Genomic DNA, 18,880 nt, shown 5'->3' with positions numbered 1-18,880 from the left:
GGGGGATGTTCACCGTGGCCTCGCAGCCCGCTACCGATCACCGGCGCGATCCGCGCTTCAGCACCGAATGTCGCGCCATGGCGCGCATCGCGGTGTCCATCACGATTCTGGACGTGTCGGCCAATGGGCTGCGCGCGCGCATCTCGCTGCCGCTCGCGATCGGCACGTTGCTCAAGCTGTCGCTGCCGGGGGGCAGCGAGCATCATGCGCGGATCGCCTGGCACGACGACGATGTGTTCGGCTGCGAGTTCATGAAGACGCTCAACTCGCACGAGCTGCGCCATGTTATCGAGGCCAGCGCCAATGCGGCGCCGGTAGCGATCAGCGGCTGAGGTCGCTGCGCGCGACCAGCTGCACCATGCGCGCCGCACGATCGACGATCACGCTACACTCGGGCAGCCGCAGCTCGAACCCTGAAGCCTCGTCCCAGTCCGCGTCGCGCATCGGCGCACCGTCGAGGCGGATCCAGCGCGCGTCGTGGCGCAGCGCTGGGTCGCTCAGCGCCGGCACGGCACGACGTGCGGCCGACAGCGCGGCGACATGATCCTCCAGCGCGATGTCGCGGCCGGTCCAGTCGAGCCACGTCGTCGCATTGTCCTGCGCATAGGCGTTGTTGTTGCCACGCTGGGTGCGGCCGAACTCGTCGCCCGCGGTGAGCATGATCGTGCCGCGCGTGGCGAACAACGTGGCGAGCAGCGCGCGAACGTCGGCGGCGCGACGGGCCAGCACCGCGCCGTCCTGGCTCTCTCCCTCGATACCGTTGTTCCACGCGATCTCTCCACCATGCCCGTCGCGATTTTCCTCGCCGTTGGCGTGGTTGTGGCGCCCGGCGTGCGAGACGAGGTCGGCGAGCGTGAAGCCGTCATGCGCGGCGACGAAGCTGACCCCGCGAGTGTGTTCGGCGCCGAAGACATCACTCGATCCGGACAGGCGCGTCGCCAGCGCGCCCGCGCCGCCGTCGCCACGCCAGAAGCGGCGGACGTCGTCGCGGTAGCGGTCGTTCCACTCCCACCAGCCCGCCGGAAAAGTGCCGAGCTGATAGCCGCCCGGCCCGGTGTCCCACGGCTCGGCGATCATCACGCGGTCGCGCAGCAGCGGGTCGGCGGAGATCTCGGCGAAGATCGGTGCGTCGGCGGCGAAGCCGGGGCCGCGCGCCATCACCGTGGCGAGATCGAAGCGGAAGCCGTCGACTCCCGCCTGCGCGACGAAGTGGCGCAGCGAGTCGCGCACCAGCGCGCGCACCCAGCCTTGCCCGAAGTCGAGCGTGTTGCCGGTGCCGGTGTCATTGATCAGCGTGCCTTCCGGCGCGCGCGCATAAGCGCTGTCGTCGAGCCCGCGCAGCGACAGCGTCGGGCCGAGCCGATCGCTCTCGCCGGTGTGATTGAAGACGAGGTCGAGAATCGTGCCGATCCCCGCCGCGCGCAGCGCCGCAACTGTGTCGCGTAGCTCGCGCACGCCGCCGGGCACCAGCCGCGGATCGAGCGCCATCGGCGCCACCGGGTTATAGCCCCAAGCGTTGCGCAAGCCGAGCGGCGGCAGGTGGCGCTCGTCGATCCAGGCGGTGATCGGCATCAGCTCGACCGCGTCGACCCCGATCTTGCGCAGGTGCGCGATCACCGCTGGGTGCGCCAGCGCCGCGACGGTGCCGCGCTGCGCCGCGGGCACCTCGGGGTGCAGCATGGTGAAGCCGCGGACGTTGACCTCGTAGATCAGCCCGCCCGCGTGCGTGAGCGGCGGCAGCTCGAGCGGCGGCAGCGGCGCGCGCACGATCGCCTTCGGCACCAGCGCGGCGGTGTCGGCCCCCCGCTCGGCCAGTCGCGGGTCATAAGCGAAGTGTCGGTCGAGCTCGGTCGCGTGCGGGTCGACGAGCAGCTTGGCCACGTCGAACGGCGCCTCACCCTCAGCGCGGAAGCCGTAGCGCGCGCCCTGGCCCACGCCTGCGACATGGACGCGCCAGCCCTCCCCGTCGCGCACCATCGCGACACGCTGCTCCCGCTCGCCGTCGAACAGGCACAGCCACAGCGCCGCCGCGGCGGGCGCGCGCACCGCGAAGGTGACGCCGCCCGCCTCGATGACCGCGGTCACGTCACGACGTCGGGGCGCTCGCGGCCGGTGTGCTGGCGGATCGCGGCGAGCTCCTCGGCCGCGGCGACGATGTCGGCGAGCATGTCGCCGGTCTCTGCATCGAGCGAACCGCCCGCGGGCTCGTAGCGCTCGAGGTAGACTCGCAGCGTCGCGCCGCTGGTGCCGGTCCCCGAGAGGCGGAAGACGACGCGGCTGCCGCCCTCGAACAAGACGCGCACGCCCTGGTTGCGGCTGACCGAACCGTCGGTCGGATCCTCATAGGCGAAATCGTCGGCTTCGGCGATCGTCAGCCCGGCGATGCTCGTTCCCGGCAGCGTCGCCAGCTTGCCGCGCAGCTCGCGCATCAGCGTGTCCGCCGCGGCACTGTCGACGCCCTCGTAATCGTGGCGCGCGTAATAGTTGCGGCCGTAGGTGGCCCAATGCTCACGCGCGATCTGGTCGACGCTCTTGCCGGTCGCCGCCAGAATGTTGAGCCACAGCAGCACCGCCCACAGCCCGTCCTTCTCGCGGACATGGTCGCTGCCGGTGCCCGCGCTCTCCTCGCCGCAGATCGTCGCCATGCCGGCGTCGAGCAGGTTGCCGAAGAACTTCCAGCCGGTCGGCGTCTCATAGGCGGGGATGCCGAGCTTCTCGGCGACGCGATCCGCCGCCGCGCTGGTCGGCATCGAGCGCGCGATGCCCTTGAGCCCGCTCTTGTACCCCGGCGCGAGATGCGCGTTGGCGGCGAGCATCGCGAGGCTGTCCGAGGGCGTGACGAAACGGTTGCGTCCGATGATCAGGTTGCGGTCGCCGTCGCCGTCCGAGGCCGCGCCGAAATCGGGCGCGTCGGCCGACATCATCAGCTCGTACAGCTCATGCGCGTGGACGAGGTTGGGGTCGGGATGATGGCCGCCGAAATCCTCCAGCGGAATGCCGTTGCGCACCGTGCCCGGCGCGAAGCCGAGCCGGCGCTCGAGAATCTCGGTGGCGTAGGGCCCGGTCACCGCGCTCATCGCGTCGAACGCCACGGTCAGCCCGGCGGCGCGGATCGCGGCGAAATCGAACAGCTGCTCCATGAGCGCGGCATAGTCCGCGACGGGGTCGATCACCTCGACCGTCATGTCCTCCACCGTGACCTCGCCGAGCGTGTCGAGGTCGACGTCGGCGCTGTCGGCGGCGTGCCACTCGCTGAGTGACAGGGTGCGCGCGTGGATCGCCTCGGTCACCTTCTCGGGCGCGGGGCCGCCGTTCGCGACATTGTACTTGATCCCGAAGTCCTCGTCGGGGCCGCCGGGATTGTGGCTCGCCGACAGCACCAGCCCGCCGAGCGCGCCGCGCTGCCGGATCACGTTCGAGGCGGCGGGGGTCGAGAGGATGCCGCCCTGCCCCACCACCACACGCGCGAAGCCCGCGGCCGCGGCCATGCGGAGCGCCTTCTGGATCACGATCCGGTTGAGGTAGCGGCCGTCGCCGCCGATCACGAGCGTGGCGCCCTGCTTGCCCTCGACCACGTCGAACACCGACTGGATGAAGTTCTCGGCGTAGTTCGGCTGCTCGAACACGCGCACCTTCTTGCGCAGCCCCGAGGTGCCGGGCTTCTGGTCGTCGAACGGGGTGGTGGCGGTGGTGACGATCATGCGGCGAGCAGCTCCCTGTACAATGACGCGTAACGGCGACCGCTCGTCGCCCATGAAAAATCGGCCGCCATGCCGGCGCGCTGGATCTGCTCCCAGCGCTCGGCATCGGCGTAGAGGTCCGTCGCCAATTCGATCGCACCCACCAGTGACTCGTATGTGACGGTATCGAACTGAATACCCGTGGCAACCCCCGCGGCCAGCGCGGCGGCGTTGGCGTGGATCACAGTGTCTGCCAGCCCGCCGGTGCGCGCCACCACGGGGACGCAGCCATAGGCGAGGCCGTAGAGCTGGGTCAGCCCGCACGGCTCGAACCGCGACGGGATCAGGATCGCGTCGCTGCCCGCCTGGAGCAGGTGCGACAACGCCTCGTCATAGCCGAGCCGCACGCCGACCTGGCCAGGGAAGCGCTCGGCGGCGTCGCGAAACGCCTGTTCGAGCCAGGCGTCGCCCGAGCCGAGCAGCGCCAGCCGCGCGCCGCGCTCGATCAGCGCGGGGATCGCGTCGGCGAGCACGTCCATCCCCTTCTGCCACGTCAGCCGGCTGACGACGCAGAAGATCGGGCCGTCGCCGGCGTCGAGCGCGAACGCCTCTTCCACGGCGCGCTTGTTGGTGGCGCGGCGGGCGAGTGTGGCGTCGTCGTAGCGCGCCGGCAGCGACGGGTCGGCGCTCGGTGACCACACGGCGGTGTCGATACCGTTGACGATCCCGCTGACGCGGCGCTGGCGCGTGCGGATCAGCCCCTCCAGCCCCATGCCGAAGTCGGGCGAGAGAATCTCGCGCGCGTAGGTCGGGCTCACCGTGGTGATCGCGTCGGCGGACTCGAGCCCCGCCTTGAGGTAGCCAACCCCGCCGTAATATTCGACGCCGTCCACCGCGAAAGCCTGCGCGGGCAGCGCCAGCGAGGCGAAGATGCCGGCGTCGTAGCGGCCCTGGAAGGCGATGTTATGGATCGTCATCACCGTGCGCGGCGCGTCCGCCGCGGGCGGGGCGAAGCGGAGATAAGCCGGCGCCAGCCCCGACTGCCAGTCATGCGCATGAAGCACATCGAAGCGCTCGCCCGCCACCGCGCCGCCCGCCACGTCCGCCGCGGCGCGCGCGAAGGCAGCGAAGCGACGCCAATTATCGTCCCAGTCGCGCCCGGCGGGGTCACCGTAAGGGCCGCCCTCGCGCGCGAAATAGCCGGGCGCGTCGAGCACCAGCAGGCGATGGCCCGCGATCTCGCCTTCCAGTAGCTGCGCCGGCGCGCCGAGCAGGTCGGGCCAGCGGTGCAGCGGTGGCGCCAGCGCGTGACTCCTCTCACTTGAGCCGTCGCGCTCCTGCGCACGCAGGAGTCCAGCGCCGCGCCCGTCATCCTTATGGCTCTGGGCTCCGGCGTGCGCCGGAACACGGGCACGTTTGGCGGCATCAGCCTCCAGCGCGGCGAGCACGCGCGGATAGCCCGGCAGGAAGGTGGTGACGTCGACGCCGTGCGGTGCCAGCGCCGCCGGCAGCGCGCCGACCACGTCGCCCAGCCCGCCGGTCTTCACCAGCGGATAGGCCTCGGACGCGACCGAGAGGACGGAAAGCGCCATGTCAGCCGAGGCGATCGATCATTGGCTGGGTGATCAGGCAGACGCCCTTTTCGGTGCGGCGGAACCGATGTGCGTCAAGCTCCGGATCCTCGCCGACGATCAGCCCGTCAGGGATGATCACACCGCGATCGAGCACCACCTTGCTCAGCTGGGCGCCGCGGCCGATGTGGCAATGCGGCAGCACCACCGCCTCGTCGAGCGACGAGAAGCTGTGCGCCCGCACCCCGGTCGACACCAGGCTGCGATGCACGTTCGAGCCCGAGATGATCGTGTCGCCCGCGATCAGGCTCGACACCGCCTGGCCGCGCCGCCCCTCGATATCGTGGACGAACTTGGCGGGCGGGGTGAGCTCGGAATAGGTCCACAGCGGCCACTCGCGGTCGTAGAGGTCGAGCTGCGGCACCACGTCGGTGAGGTCGATGCTCGCCTCCCAGTAAGCGTCCACCGTGCCGACGTCGCGCCAATAGGCCGCGGGCTCGTCGGGCGAGCGGACGCAGCTCGCGGAGAAGCGGTGCGCATAGGCGTTGCCGTTCTTGACCAGGTACGGGATGATGTCCTTGCCGAAGTCGCGCGCCGACCCTTCCGTCGCCGCGTCGCGACGCAGCTGGTCGATCAGCAGCCGCGTGTGGAAGACGTAGATACCCAGGCTGGCGAGCGCGCGATCGGGCTGGCCCGGGATTGAGGGCGGATCGGCCGGCTTCTCGACGAAATCGATGATGCGGTCCTGCTCGTCGACGTGCATCACGCCGAACGCGCTCGCCTCATGCCGCGGCACTTCGAGGCACGCCACGGTCACGTCGGCACCGCTGTCGCAGTGCTGCCGCAGCATGATCTCATAGTCCATCTTGTAGATATGGTCGCCCGCCAGGATCACCATGAACTCGGGCGCGATGTCCTGAATGATGTCGATGTTCTGGTAGACCGCGTCGGCGGTGCCCTCATACCATTGAAACTCGCTGATGCGCTGCGAGGCGGGCAGGATGTCGAAGCTCTCGTTGCGCTCGGGGCGGAGGAAGTTCCAGCCGCGCTGAAGATGGCGGATCAGCGAGTGCGCTTTATATTGCGTTGCAACACCGATCCGCCGGATCCCCGAGTTGATCGCGTTGGACAGCGCGAAATCGATGATCCGGCTCTTGCCGCCGAAATAGACGGCTGGTTTCGCCCGCGTATCGGTAAGTTCCTTGAGACGGCTACCGCGGCCGCCGGCCAGAACATAGGCCATCGCATCGCGTGCCAGCGGCTGACCTCTGCGTTCGTCCACGTCAGGCTCCTCTCTGTATCATCTTTACGGGCGTGCCCGGGCTTGTTACGTTCGGAACGCTCGGGCATCTTCCGCGTTGCCCGAGTAGTGACAGCGTATTGAGGAAGAACAATGATAAGAGAGGATCTGCAATGGATCGCGCATTTCCGTATCGCTCGCCCGACGGTCTGATCCGCGGGCTGATGGCGGCCATCATTCCCTCGATCCTGGCCTGGGCCATGATCATCGCGCTGCTCACACGACTATTCTGACCGGAGCTCATTCTTCGAGTTCCAACATCACAGTCGCCAGCGGCGGCAGGGTAACGTCAGCATAGCCCGCCGCCGCGACGACGCCACCGAGATTACCCAGTCCCGATCCCCAATATTCCTGTGCGTCCGAGTTGATCAGCTCGCGCCAGCGCCCGTCGTGCGGCAGCGGTACGCGATACGGCATGCGCGCCACCGGCGTCATGTTGACGATCACTGCCACCGGCGGCGCGCCCGGCGCGCGACGCAGCCAGGCAAACACGGAATTTTCCACATCGTCGCTGATCAGCCACTCGAACCCTTCGGGCTCGCAGTCGCGGGCGTGCAGTGCGCGGCGCTCGCGATAGACTTTGTTGAGATCGCGCACGAGCTTGCGCACGCCGTCATGCGCCGATGAGTTGAGCAGCGCCCAGTCGAGCGCGCGCTCCTCGCTCCACTCCTGCCGCTGCGCGAACTCCTGCCCCATGAACAGCAGCTTCTTGCCCGGATAGCCCCACATCATCGCGTAATAGGCGCGCAGGTTGGCGAATTTCTGCCAGTCGTCGCCCGCCATCTTGGTCAGCATCGAGCCTTTGCCATGGACCACTTCGTCATGGCTGATCGGCAGCACGAAGTTCTCGCTGAACGCGTACACCAGCCCGAAGGTGATGTTGTGGTGATGGTGGCGGCGATGGATCGGATCGCGCGCCATGTACTGGAGCGTGTCGTGCATCCAGCCCATGTTCCACTTGAAGCCGAAGCCCAGCGCGGTGGGCGCGCCCTCGTCATAGGCCGGGGTGGTAACGCCGGGCCAGCTGGTCGATTCCTCGGCGACGGTGAAGACGCCGGGGTGGCGCGCATAGACTGCCTTGTTGGTAGCGCGCAGGAACGCCACCGCTTCCCAATTCTCGCGCCCGCCATCGGGGTTGGGAATCCACTCGCCCGCCTTGCGCGAATAATCGCGGTACAGCATCGAGGCCACCGCGTCGACGCGCAGCCCGTCGATATGGTAGCGCTCCGCCCAGAACAACGCGTTGTTGACGAGATAGGCGGACACCTCGCGTCGCCCGAAATTGTAGATCGCGGTGTTCCAGTCGGGATGATAGCCGAGCCGCGGATCCTGATGCTCGTACAATGCGGTGCCGTCGAAATGCGCAAGCCCGTGCGCGTCGGTCGGGAAATGCGCCGGCACCCAGTCGAGCAGCACGCCGATGCCGGCGCGGTGCGCGCCATCGACGAAGCGTGCGAACCCCTCATGGTCGCCGAAGCGCGCGCTCGGCGCGAACAACCCGGTGGTCTGATAACCCCAGCTCGGATCATAGGGATGTTCGGAGACGGGCATGAACTCGATGTGGGTGAAGCCCATCGCCACTGCATAAGGGATCAGCCGCTCGGCGAGCTGGTCCCAGCTGAGGAACCAGCCGTTCTCGTCACGGTCCCAGCTGCCGGCATGGACCTCGTAGATGCTGACCGGCACGCGCCGCGGATCGACCGAGGCCCAGGCCTCGCGATGCGCCGCGTCGCCCCATTCGTGCGTCGGCGGCGCGGTGGTAAGCGAGGCGGTCTTCGGGCGCAGTTCGGCGGCGAAGGCATAAGGGTCCGCCTTGAGCGGCTGGAGCGTGCCGTCGGGCCCGGTGATCGCATATTTATAGGAACGGCCGGCGCCGAGATCGGGCAGGAAGATCTCCCACACGCCGGTGTCGGCGCGCCGCCGCATGCCGTGGCGCCGCGGGTCCCAGTCGTTGAAATCGCCCACCACCGCGACGCGCTGCGCATTGGGCGCCCAGACTGCGAAATGCACCCCCTCCGCGCCCTCATGCTGGAGCAGGTGCGCGCCCATCTTGTCGTAGAGCCGGAAGTGGGTGCCCTCGTTCATCAGCAGATCGTCGATCGGGCCGAGCACGGGACCGAAGCTAAAGGGATCGGTTACCCACCATTCGGCGCCGCCGCCGCGCGCGCGGTAGCGCAGCGGCTGCGGATCACCCTCGATCACTCCCTCGAACAGCCCGCGATCGTCGACCCGCGTCAGCGTACCGAGCGGTTCCCCCGCCAGCGTGTGCGGCTCGGCGCTCTCCGCGCCCGGGATCCAGGTGCGCGCGAACGTCCCCTCAGGGCCCCGATGCGCGCCGAGCAGCGCGAACGGGTCGGCGCTGGTGCCGGCCAGCAGCGCCTCGATCGCGGCCGCGGGCGGTCTCACAGCACGCCCCAGATCTCGCGCGCATACTCGCCGATCGTACGGTCGGACGAGAACCAGCCCATGTTGGCGGTGTTGAGGATCGCGCTTCGCTGCCAACCGTCACGATCGCCCCAGCGCCGGTCGACGTCGCGTTGCGCGGCCGCGTACGCGTCGAAATCGGCCGCGACCATGAACCAATCGTGGTCGTACAGGCCGTTCATGAGGTCGCGGTAGCGGTTGGGGTCATCAGGCGAGAACACGCCAGACGCGATCGCGTTCACCGCCTGCGCCAGTTCGGCGGAATTTTGGATGACGTCGCGGGGCGCATAACCGTCCGCGCGCTTCGCCGCGACCTCCTCCGCGGTCATGCCGAAAATGACGATATGGTCGGGGCCGACATGGTCGCGGATCTCGATATTGGCGCCGTCGAGCGTACCGATCGTCAGTGCGCCGTTGAGCGCGAACTTCATGTTGCCCGTACCCGACGCTTCCATGCCCGCGGTCGAGATCTGCTCGGAGAGATCCGCCGCCGGGACCATCCGCTCGGCAAGGCTGACGTTGTAATTAGGCAGGAACGCCACCTTGAGCAGCCCGCCGATGCTGGGATCGCCGTTGATCCGCCGCGCCACGTCATTGGCCAGCTTGATGATCAGCTTGGCGTTGACGTAGCTCGATGCCGCCTTGCCCGCGAACAGCTTGACGCGAGGAGTCCAGTCGCGCTCGGGATGGCTGCGGATCTGGTCGTACAACGCCACCGTCTCGACCAGGTTGAGCAGCTGGCGTTTATACTCGTGGATGCGCTTGATCTGGACATCGAAGATCGCGTCGGGATCGAGCCGCAACCCGATCGTGTCGCGAACATGCTCGGCCAGCGCGACCTTGTTGGCGCGCTTCACCGCGGCGAACTTCTCGCGGAACGCGGCGTCCTCGGCGAAAGGGGCGAGCGCGGGCAGCTTTTGCGCGTCGTCGGTGAAGTCCGGCCCGATCGCCCCCGCGATCAGCGACGTCAGCGCGGGATTGCAGCCCTGCAGCCAACGCCGCGGCGTGATGCCGTTGGTCTTGTTGTTGATCCGGTCAGGGTAGAGGCGGTGGAGGTCGGCGAAGACGGTCGACTTCATCAGCTGCGTGTGCAGCGCCGCCACGCCGTTGACGCTGTGCGCGCCGGCGAAGGCGAGATTGGCCATGCGCACGCGACGTTCGCCGCCCTCGTCGATCAGGCTGATCGCGGCGATGGCGCGGTCGTCGATCCCCTCGGCCGCGCGCGCCTCGCGCAGCAGCTTGGCGTTGATCGCGTAGACCAATTGCATGTGCCGCGGCAGCAGCCGCTCGAACAGCGGTAGCGGCCAGCTCTCCAGCGCCTCGGGCAGCAAGGTATGATTGGTATAGCCGAAGGTGGCGCGGGTGATCGCCCAGGCCTCGTCCATGTCGAGCTCGTGGTGATCGACCAGCAGCCGCATCAGCTCGGCCACCGCGACCGCGGGGTGCGTGTCGTTGAGCTGGATCGCGGCGCGATCCGGCAGCGTGCGGATGTCGCCGAAATACTGGATGTGGCGGCGGACGATGTCCTGGATTGACGCCGAGGAGAAGAAATACTCCTGACGCAGCCGCAGCTCCTGCCCCGCTGCGGTCGAATCGTTGGGGTAGAGCACGCGCACCAGCGTCTCGGCGCGCAGCTGGTCCGCGAGCGCGCCTTCGAAGTCGCCGCGGTTGAACGCGTCGAGCTTGAACGGATCGAGGCTACGCGCATTCCACAGCCGCAGCGTATTGACGCGCTTCCCGCGCCAGCCGACCACCGGCGTATCGACCGCTACCGCTTCCACCGCCTCGCCGGGCTGCCAGTGGACGCGCCCCGCCTCGTCGCCGGTCACTTCGCCGCCGAAGCCAATGAAATAAGCGCTTTCGCGCCGTTCGAACTCCCAGGGATTGCCGTGCGCCAGCCAGGTCTCGGGCAGCTCGACCTGCCAGCCATCGTCGATGCGCTGGCGGAACATGCCGTTTACGTAGCGGATGCCATAGCCATAGGCCGGCAGGTCGAGCGTCGCCAGGCTCTCCATGAAGCAGGCGGCGAGCCGGCCGAGCCCGCCGTTGCCGAGCGCGGCGTCGGGCTCGATCTCCTCGATCGTGGCGAGGTCGACGCCCAGTTGGCGCAGCGCCTCGCTGACCTCGTCGCGGTGCTGCAGATTGGCCAGCGTATCGCGCAGCAGCCGGCCGATCAGGAACTCGAGGCTGAGATAATAGACGCGCTTGGCGCCAGCGGCATGCGCAGCCTTGGTCGACGCCATCCAGCGCTCGATGATTTCGTTGCGCAGTGTGAGGATCGTCGCCTCGAGCCAATCGTGCGGGCGCGCGGCGCGCTCGTCCTTGCCGATGCGGTGAACGAGCGTGTCGATGATGGCGAGCGCAAGCGGTCCGCGCTCGCTGACGTCGGTGGTCGCGGTCAAGTCTTTGGCCCCCGGATTGATAGCGTTGCGTACCCTAAACGGCGACGGACGTGGTTGCTACGTCCGAGACGGCGCCGTGGTCCGCCTTGCCGCGATACGCCTGAACGTCGACCGCCGCGCCCAGCAGAAAGGCATAGACACTGATCCACAGCCAGGTGAGCACCACGATGATCGCGCTCAGCGAACCGTAGGTCGCGCCATAATTGCCGAAATTGGCGACGTAGAGGCTGAAGGCGACATTGGCGAGCAGCCACACCGCGGTGGCCAGCACGGTACCCGGGGTTGCCCAGCGCAGCCGCGCGCCCGGGCGGTAAGGCCCGAAGCGGAACAGCAGCGACGCCCCCGTCACCACGATCGCGGCGAGCGCGACATAGGTGACGATGCGGATCACCGCGAGCACCACGCCGGGAAACCACGGGATGAGCGTACCGAGGAACGCGGCCAGCGCGCCCGTCGCGATACCGGTGAGCACCAGCAGCACGCCCGCGATCACGATCGCGAAGGAGGTAAGCGTCCACACCACGAAGCTGCGCTTGTCCTTCACCTCATAGGCGACGTTGAGCGCGGTCATCATCGAGGTCGCGGCCTTGCTGCCGCCGTACAGCGCGATCGCCAGCGCGAGGATGATGCCCAGCCCCTTCTTGCCCTGCGACCCCGATACCACCGTATCGAGCTGCTGGCTGATCAGTACCGCGACGTCGCGCGGGAAGGCGTTGAACAGCGCGCGGATATCCTCCTGCACCGTGTGGCCATTGGCGAACAGGCCATAGCTCAGCACGGTCACCGCCAGGATCGGCGCGATCGAGGAGATGATGTAGAAGGCAGCGCCCGCCGCGATCATCCCGAGATTGTCGTCATCCGAGGCGGCATAGGCCCGCTTGAGCTGGCCCCACCAGTCGGCGCGGAAGGAACGCCACAGGTCGGCGGAGGAGAGGTCGACTCGCATTGCAGGAGCGAACGCGGCAGCGCGGCGGAGGGTCCGTGGAGAAATGTTGCGCGGGGTGAAGGGACCGGCGGCGCGCGGCGCTTGCCATGGGGTTGCGGCCCGCTTGCACCGTCCTCCCGGCCTTGAGCCGGTATCCATCGTGCCGCGCATACCGCCGGCCGATGCGTTCGCGGCGCCATGGATCCTGGCTCAAGCCGGGAGGACGGCGGGGGCAAGAGCGCCCCCGCCGCGCCATCACACCGTGAAGCTCTCCCCGCAGCCGCACGCGCCTTTGGCATTGGGATTGTTGAACACGAAGCCCGCGGTGAAATCATCCTCCACCCAGTCCATCGTCGAGCCGATCAGGTACAGCAGCGACGCGCCGTCGACGAACAGCACCCCACCCGGCGTCTCGATCCGCTCGTCCATCGCGCTCGCCGTTGCGACATAGTCGACCGAATAGGCCAGCCCCGAACAGCCGCGCCGCGGCGTCGACAGCTTCACCCCGATCGCGTCAGCGGGCGCCTTGCCCATCAGCGCGGCGATGCGCGCCTCCGCGCTCGCGGTGAGGTTGAGCGCCGCGGGGCGCGCGCGCAGGGTGGTGGCCATCACAGCATCCCCAGTTCGAGCTTGGCGTCGTCCGACATCTTCTGCGGGTCCCATGGCGGGTCCCACACCAGATTGACGTCGGCGAAGGCGATCCCCGGCACCGCGGCGACGCGCATCTCCACCTCGCCCGGCATCGACTCGGCGACCGGGCAGTGTGGCGTCGTCAACGTCATCGTCACCGTCGCCTGGCCCGCGTCGGTCACCTCGACCGCGTAGATCAACCCCAGTTCGTAGATATTGACCGGAATCTCGGGATCGTAGATCTCCTTGAGCGCGTCGATCACGCCCTCGTACAGCGCGCCGCCGGGCTCGTGCGGCGCCTCGCCACCGGCGGGCTGCTGCGCCAGGAAGCCGGCGAGATAGTCGCGCTCGCGCCCTTCCCCGCCGGCGGGTTCGACCGCGTCGGACACCTTGGCGCGCGGCGGCGCCTGCACCGTCTCGACTTCCTCGACCTTGATCGGGTCGCTCATCGTCCCTCGTCCCTATCCAAAACCATCATCCGAAGATCCGGGCCACGCGCTCGATCCCCGCGGCCAGCGCGGCGACGTCGTCGGGGCCGTTGTACACGCCGAAGCTGGCGCGCGCGGTGGCCTCGACGCCGAGCGTCGCCATCAGCGGCTGCGCGCAGTGATGGCCGGCGCGGATCGCCACCTTCGACTCGTCCAAGATGGTGCCGATGTCGTGCGGATGCACCCCCTCCATCGCGAAGGAGACGATTCCGGCGCTGTCCGCCGGGCCGAGCACGCGCACCGAGTTGATCCGGGCCAGCGCCTCGCGCGCCTGTGTCACCAGCGCGGTCTCGTGCGCGTGGATGCGTTCGAGCCCGATCCCCTGCACATAATCGATCGCGGCGGCGAGCCCGAGCGCGCCGACGATGTGCGGCGTGCCCGCCTCGAACCGCGTCGGCGCGGGGGCGTAGGTGGTGCGCTCGAACGACACGCGGTCGATCATCGAGCCGCCGCCCTGATAAGGCGGCATCGCGTCGAGCAGCGCGCGCCGGCCCCACAGCACGCCGATCCCGGTCGGGCCATACAGCTTGTGCCCGGAGAAGACGTAGAAGTCGCAGCCGAGCGCGCGCACGTCGACCGGCAGCCGCGCCACCGCCTGGCAGCCGTCGATCAGGATCGTCGCGCCGACCGCGTGCGCGAGCTCGGCTGCGCGGCGCACGTCGAGCACCGAACCGAGCACGTTGGAGACATGCGCCAGCGCCACCATCTTATGCTCCGGCCGCAGCATCCGCGCCATCGCATCGAGATCGATGCGCTGGTCGGCGGTGAGCGGGACGACGTCGATCGCGGCGCCGACGCGCTCGGCCACCATCTGCCACGGCACGATGTTGCTGTGATGCTCGAGCGTGGAGAGCAGGATGCGGTCGCCGGCCTTGAGGCGCGTCGCGGCGAAGGACTGGGCGACGAGGTTGATCGCCTCGGTCGCGCCGCGGACGAAGACGATCTCGTCGGCCTGCGCGTTGACGAAGCGCGCGACGCTCTCGCGCGCCGCCTCATAGGCCAGGGTCATGTCGGCGGAGCGCTGGTACACGCCGCGGTGGACGGTGGCATAATCGGTGTCATAGCCGCGCGTGATCGCGTCGATCACCGGGCGCGGCTTCTGCGCCGTGGCGGCGGTGTCGAGATAGGCCCAGCCCGCGGGAATGGCGGGAAAATCGGCGACAACGTCGAGCGGGCGCGCGGCGGAACCGGCGGTCAGGACGGTCATGCGCGCTCCCCAATGTTGAGAAAGTTGAGGGTGGAGGTGGGTATGGAGCGGCCCGGGTCTGCCGCCCGACGTTCCTCTTCCGTCACCCCGGACTTGATCCGGGGACCATCGTTCCGCGCATTCCCAGACCGACGGGGAGGAGACATCGGTTGAGCCCCACCAGAAGAGAAGAACCTGTAACGGGACGATTCCGAGCCGATCACCGTCGAGCCCCTCCCCTTCAGGGGAGGGGTTGGGGTGGGGCCTAACCACCAGAGTGGCGCTCGCGGAAACGCCCCACCCCCGACCCCTCCCCTGAAGGTGAGGGGTGAGCGCGCCCGTGTCAGCCGCCCGCGCCCCACGCGTGCGCCGATGCTCGAGGACAAGGGAGCCGTCACTCCCGCTCCTTCGCACCGACACCGCGCGTAGGACAGCGTCACAGCGCGCGCTCCAGCCACGCCGCGGCGTCGGCCGCGAAGGCCGCGCGCACCGTCTCGTCCGCGATGCGGTCGAGCGCGTCGGCGACGAAGGCGTGCGTCAGCAATGCCTTGGCGCGCGCCGCCGGGATGCCGCGGCTTTCCATGTAGAACAAGGCGCGCGCGTCCAGCTCGCCGACCGTCGCGCCGTGCGCGCATTTCACGTCGTCGGCGAAAATCTCCAGCTCGGGCTTGAGGTTCACCGTCGCGGTGCGGTCGAGCAGCAGCCCGCGCAGCGACTGTTCGCCGTCCGTCTTCTGGGCGTGGCGCGCCACCTCGACCGCGGCGGCGAGGCTCGCCTGCGACTGGTCCGCCGCAACCGCGCGCCACAGCTGGTGCGACTGGCCGTTGGGTTCGGCATGGCGCACGCGCACCGCGCATTCCTGCTGGAGCCGGTCGCGGGTGAGCAAGGCGCCGCCGAACTCGGCATAGCCGCCCTCCCCCGCCAGCGTCAGCGCGGCGTCGACGCGCGCGCCCTGGTCGCCCGCGCCGAGCACGGTGCCGGTGAAGCTCGCCGCTTCGCCCAGCACGATCTCGTCGCGCAACGAGACGAAGCCCGCCGCCTGGGTCAGCCGCACCGCGCGCGACAGCCGCGCGCCGCGCCCCAACCGGACGCTGGTAAAGCGGTTCGACCAGCCCGCGCCGACGAAGGTCTCGACCAGCTGCGCGACCGCGTCGTCGGCGAGCTCGATCGCGGCACCGAGATGGTTTTCTGCGCCGGTGGCGACATGGACGATCTGGACCGGGTCGGCGACCGCCTGCGCGTCGAGCCGGAGCGTCCAGCCGCGCGCGGCGCGACGGCCGAGCGGGTGGTCGCTCGGGGCGATGGCGCCAACGCTGACACGGTGGAGCTCGCTCGCGCCCTGGTCCAGCTCACCGTCGACGAACAGGAGCTTGGCGCCGGGCAGGTCGAGGAACTGAGCGTCGGCGCGAGCGACGGGCGCCAGCGCGGCGGCCGCGGCGATCCCGCCGAGATCGGCCCAGCGCCACGCTTCCTCGCGGTTGGAGGGAAGGTCGAGCACGCTCATGCGGTGACTCCCGCCCGGCCGGTCACCGTGTTGCTGCGTGCACAGGAGCACGTCGCCGCTTCAACGCGGCGTCGCATGAACCCCGTCATCACGCCGCCACCTCGGCATAGCCCTCGCGCTCGAGCTGCTGCGCCAGCTCCGGCCCGCCGGAGCGCGTGATCCGCCCGTCCGCCAGCACGTGGACGCGATCGGGCCGGACATAGTCGAGCAGGCGCTGGTAGTGGGTGATCAGCAGCACCGCCTTGTCCGGCCGGCGCATGATGCGGTTGATGCCGTCGCCGACCACGCGCAGCGCGTCGATGTCCAGCCCGGAGTCGGTCTCGTCGAGGATCGCGAACTTGGGGTCGATGATCCCCATCTGCACCATCTCGTTGCGCTTCTTCTCACCGCCCGAGAAGCCGACATTGACCGGGCGCTTGAGCATGTCCTGCTGGAGCCCGAGCGCGTCCGCCTGCGCGCGCGCCACCTTGAGGAACTCCGCGCCCGACAAAGGCTTCTCGCCGCGCACCGCGCGCTGCGCGTTGAGGCTCTCGCGCAGGAACTGGACGTTCGACACGCCCGGGATCTCGACCGGATATTGGAAGCCGAGGAACACGCCCGCGGCGGCGCGCTCGTGCGGCTCCTTCTCGAGCAGGTCCTCGCCATTGAACGTGACCGAGCCCGCGGTCACCTCATAGCCCGGCCGCCCGCCGAGCACATAGCCGAGCGTCGACTTGCCCGCGCCGTTGGGGCCCATGATCGCGTGGATCTCGCCCGCGTTGACCGCGAGCGTTAGGCCCTTGAGGATCGGCTTGCCGTCGATCTCAGCGTGAAGATTGTCAATCGTGAGCATCGTCATTCCTGAAGCCCCTCCCTTGCAGGGGAGGGGTTGGGGTGGGGCGCCGCCGCGGGGGGACGGCCTGAAGCTGGGCGAGCAGCGTGGCGAGCACGCCGTCGAGGTTCCGCATCACGTCCGCATTGGCGAAGCGGACGAGGCGATATCCGAGCGCGCGCAGGTCGGCGTCGCGCGCCATGTCGCGGGCGGGGTCGGCGTGGGTGTCGCCGTCGACCTCGACGATCAGCCTCGCCGCGGGGCAGAGGAAGTCGGCGACGTAGCGGCCGATCGCGGCCTGGCGGCGGAACTTGTATCCGCCGAGTTGCGCACGCGAGAGCGCGGACCACAGGCGCTTCTCCGGCTCGGTAGGGTTGTTGCGAAGGGCGCGCGCGTTCGCCTGGACACCGGCGATGGCGCTCGCGGAGAGGCCCCACCCCCGACCCCTCCCCTCAAGGGGAGGGGAGTTCAAGCGCTTGTTCTCGTCCGTGGGCGTCACCCCACGCTCCCCTCGAGCGAGATCCCGAGCAGCTTCTGCGCCTCGACCGCGAACTCCATCGGCAGCTGCTGCAGCACCTCGCGCGCGAAACCGTTGACGATCAGCGCCACCGCCGCCTCCGCGTCGAGCCCGCGCGACATCGCGTAGAACAACTGGTCCTCGCTGATCTTCGACGTCGTCGCCTCATGCTCGATCTGCGCCGAGGGGTTGCGCACCTCGATATAGGGCACGGTGTGCGCGCCGCACTGGTCCGACAGCAGCAGCGAGTCGCACTGGGTGAAGTTGCGCACGCCCTCCGCGGTCGGCGCGACGCGTACCAGCCCGCGATAGGTATTGTCCGACCGCCCCGCCGAGATGCCCTTCGACACGATCGTCGAGCGCGAGCCCTTGCCGAGGTGGATCATCTTAGTGCCGGTATCGGCCTGCTGGCGGTTGTTGGTTACCGCCACCGAGTAGAACTCGCCGACGCTGTTCTCGCCCGCCAGCACGCAGCTGGGATATTTCCAGGTGATCGCCGAGCCGGTCTCGACCTGGGTCCAGCTCACCTTGCTGTTGCGGCCCTGGCACAGCGCGCGCTTGGTGACGAAATTGTAGATCCCGCCGACGCCGTTCTCGTCGCCCGGATACCAGTTCTGCACGGTCGAATATTTGATCTCGGCGTCGTCGAGCGCGACCAGCTCGACGACTGCGGCGTGGAGCTGGTTCTCGTCGCGCATCGGCGCGGTGCAGCCCTCGAGGTAGGACACATAGGCGCCCTTGTCGGCGACGATCAGCGTGCGCTCGAACTGGCCGGTGTTCTCCGCGTTGATGCGGAAATAGGTGGAGAGCTCCATCGGGCAGCGCACGCCCTCGGGCACGTAGACGAAGGTGCCGTCCGAAAAGACCGCCGAGTTGAGTGTCGCGAAGTAATTGTCGCGCTGCGGCACCACCTTGCCCAGCCACTTGCGGACCAGATCGGGGTACTCGCGGATCGCCTCGCTGATCGACAGGAAGATCACCCCCGCCGCCTTGAGCTCCTCACGGAAGGTGGTCGCCACCGAGACCGAGTCGAACACCGCGTCGACCGCGACCTTGCGCGCGCCCTCGACCCCCGCGAGCACCTCCTGCTCCTTGATCGGGATGCCGAGCTTCTCGTAGGTGCGACGGATCTCGGGGTCGAGCTCGTCGAGCGACGCGATCGTCTTCTTCTGCTTGGGCTCGGCGTAGTAATACGCGTCCTGATAGTCGATCGGCGGCACGTTGAGCTTGGCCCAGTCGGGCGCCTGCATCGTCTGCCACAGCCGGAACGCCTTGAGCCGCCAGTCGAGCATCCATTCGGGCTCGTTCTTCTTGGCGCTGATGTAGCGGACGGTATCCTCGCTCAGCCCCTTGGGCGCGAAGTCCTGCTCGATGTCGGTGGCGAAGCCCCACTCATACTTCTTGGCGACGGCCGCATGGGCCTCGGCGTTCTTCGTGGCCAT

The 18,880-nt window shown here is 68.8% G+C and carries 15 protein-coding genes; 1 reads left to right on the top strand and 14 read right to left on the bottom strand.

The genetic code is table 11. The annotated features are described in order from the left end of the window. Window positions 1-5 precede the first annotated feature (5 nt). Window positions 6-332, top strand: coding sequence for a PilZ domain-containing protein (locus ACMGDM_RS17730; protein WP_436805459.1), 327 nt, complete (start codon window positions 6-8; stop codon window positions 330-332). On the opposite strand, the gene ACMGDM_RS17725 is transcribed toward ACMGDM_RS17730, so the two are convergent. The 14 genes from ACMGDM_RS17725 to sufB form a co-directional block, all read right to left on the bottom strand. Further along, the gene (locus tag ACMGDM_RS17725; protein WP_436805458.1) at window positions 322-2,085 is read right to left on the bottom strand and encodes a glycogen debranching protein; all 1,764 of its coding nucleotides are present in this window, start codon (window positions 2,083-2,085) and stop codon (window positions 322-324) included. The two genes, ACMGDM_RS17730 and ACMGDM_RS17725, sit on opposite strands and share 11 nt — an antisense overlap. Next, window positions 2,082-3,701: an alpha-D-glucose phosphate-specific phosphoglucomutase gene (locus ACMGDM_RS17720; protein WP_436805457.1), complete on the bottom strand. Its 1,620-nt coding sequence runs from the start codon at window positions 3,699-3,701 to the stop codon at window positions 2,082-2,084. Before ACMGDM_RS17720 ends, ACMGDM_RS17725 begins: the two co-directional genes overlap by 4 nt. After that, window positions 3,698-5,272 (bottom strand): glycogen synthase GlgA, encoded by a 1,575-nt coding sequence (gene glgA / locus ACMGDM_RS17715; RefSeq protein ID WP_436805456.1) that lies wholly within the window; start codon window positions 5,270-5,272, stop codon window positions 3,698-3,700. Before glgA ends, ACMGDM_RS17720 begins: the two co-directional genes overlap by 4 nt. A 1-nt stretch (window position 5,273) precedes the next feature. Next, window positions 5,274-6,533: a glucose-1-phosphate adenylyltransferase gene (glgC, locus tag ACMGDM_RS17710; RefSeq protein WP_183921749.1), complete on the bottom strand. Its 1,260-nt coding sequence runs from the start codon at window positions 6,531-6,533 to the stop codon at window positions 5,274-5,276. Between the two features lie 258 nt (window positions 6,534-6,791). Then, window positions 6,792-8,957, bottom strand: a complete 2,166-nt coding sequence (gene glgB / locus ACMGDM_RS17705; protein ID WP_436805455.1) for a 1,4-alpha-glucan branching protein GlgB — start codon at window positions 8,955-8,957, stop codon at window positions 6,792-6,794. Beyond that, window positions 8,954-11,377 (bottom strand): glycogen/starch/alpha-glucan phosphorylase, encoded by a 2,424-nt coding sequence (locus tag ACMGDM_RS17700; RefSeq protein WP_436805454.1) that lies wholly within the window; start codon window positions 11,375-11,377, stop codon window positions 8,954-8,956. Before ACMGDM_RS17700 ends, glgB begins: the two co-directional genes overlap by 4 nt. A gap of 34 nt (window positions 11,378-11,411) precedes the next feature. Beyond that, entirely contained in the window at window positions 11,412-12,323 is a 912-nt protein-coding gene (locus ACMGDM_RS17695) for a YihY/virulence factor BrkB family protein (RefSeq protein WP_436805453.1), read from the bottom strand. A 234-nt stretch (window positions 12,324-12,557) separates the two neighbouring features. After that, a complete protein-coding gene (locus ACMGDM_RS17690; protein ID WP_436805452.1) occupies window positions 12,558-12,911 on the bottom strand; it encodes a HesB/IscA family protein in 354 nt (117 codons plus the stop codon). Further along, entirely contained in the window at window positions 12,911-13,381 is a 471-nt protein-coding gene (locus ACMGDM_RS17685) for an SUF system Fe-S cluster assembly protein (RefSeq protein ID WP_436805451.1), read from the bottom strand. Before ACMGDM_RS17685 ends, ACMGDM_RS17690 begins: the two co-directional genes overlap by 1 nt. Before the next feature lie 25 nt (window positions 13,382-13,406). Beyond that, window positions 13,407-14,627 (bottom strand): aminotransferase class V-fold PLP-dependent enzyme, encoded by a 1,221-nt coding sequence (locus tag ACMGDM_RS17680; RefSeq protein ID WP_436805450.1) that lies wholly within the window; start codon window positions 14,625-14,627, stop codon window positions 13,407-13,409. Between the two features lie 415 nt (window positions 14,628-15,042). Continuing rightward, complete coding sequence (locus ACMGDM_RS17675) at window positions 15,043-16,110, bottom strand: SufD family Fe-S cluster assembly protein (protein WP_436805449.1); 1,068 nt, start codon at window positions 16,108-16,110, stop codon at window positions 15,043-15,045. An 88-nt stretch (window positions 16,111-16,198) separates the two neighbouring features. Next, complete coding sequence (gene sufC, locus ACMGDM_RS17670) at window positions 16,199-16,942, bottom strand: Fe-S cluster assembly ATPase SufC (protein ID WP_436805521.1); 744 nt, start codon at window positions 16,940-16,942, stop codon at window positions 16,199-16,201. Continuing rightward, the gene (locus ACMGDM_RS17665) at window positions 16,929-17,420 is read right to left on the bottom strand and encodes an endonuclease domain-containing protein (RefSeq protein WP_436805448.1); all 492 of its coding nucleotides are present in this window, start codon (window positions 17,418-17,420) and stop codon (window positions 16,929-16,931) included. The genes sufC and ACMGDM_RS17665 overlap by 14 nt, the downstream gene beginning before the upstream one ends. Continuing rightward, window positions 17,417-18,880 (bottom strand): Fe-S cluster assembly protein SufB, encoded by a 1,464-nt coding sequence (sufB, locus tag ACMGDM_RS17660; RefSeq protein WP_183928620.1) that lies wholly within the window; start codon window positions 18,878-18,880, stop codon window positions 17,417-17,419. The genes ACMGDM_RS17665 and sufB overlap by 4 nt, the downstream gene beginning before the upstream one ends.

This window comes from Sphingomonas larreae (genome assembly GCF_051400595.1).
Lineage (GTDB): Bacteria > Pseudomonadota > Alphaproteobacteria > Sphingomonadales > Sphingomonadaceae > Sphingomonas.
The sequence above is the reverse complement of the archived record's forward strand: the minus strand, read 5'-3'. Positions and strand labels throughout refer to the sequence as shown.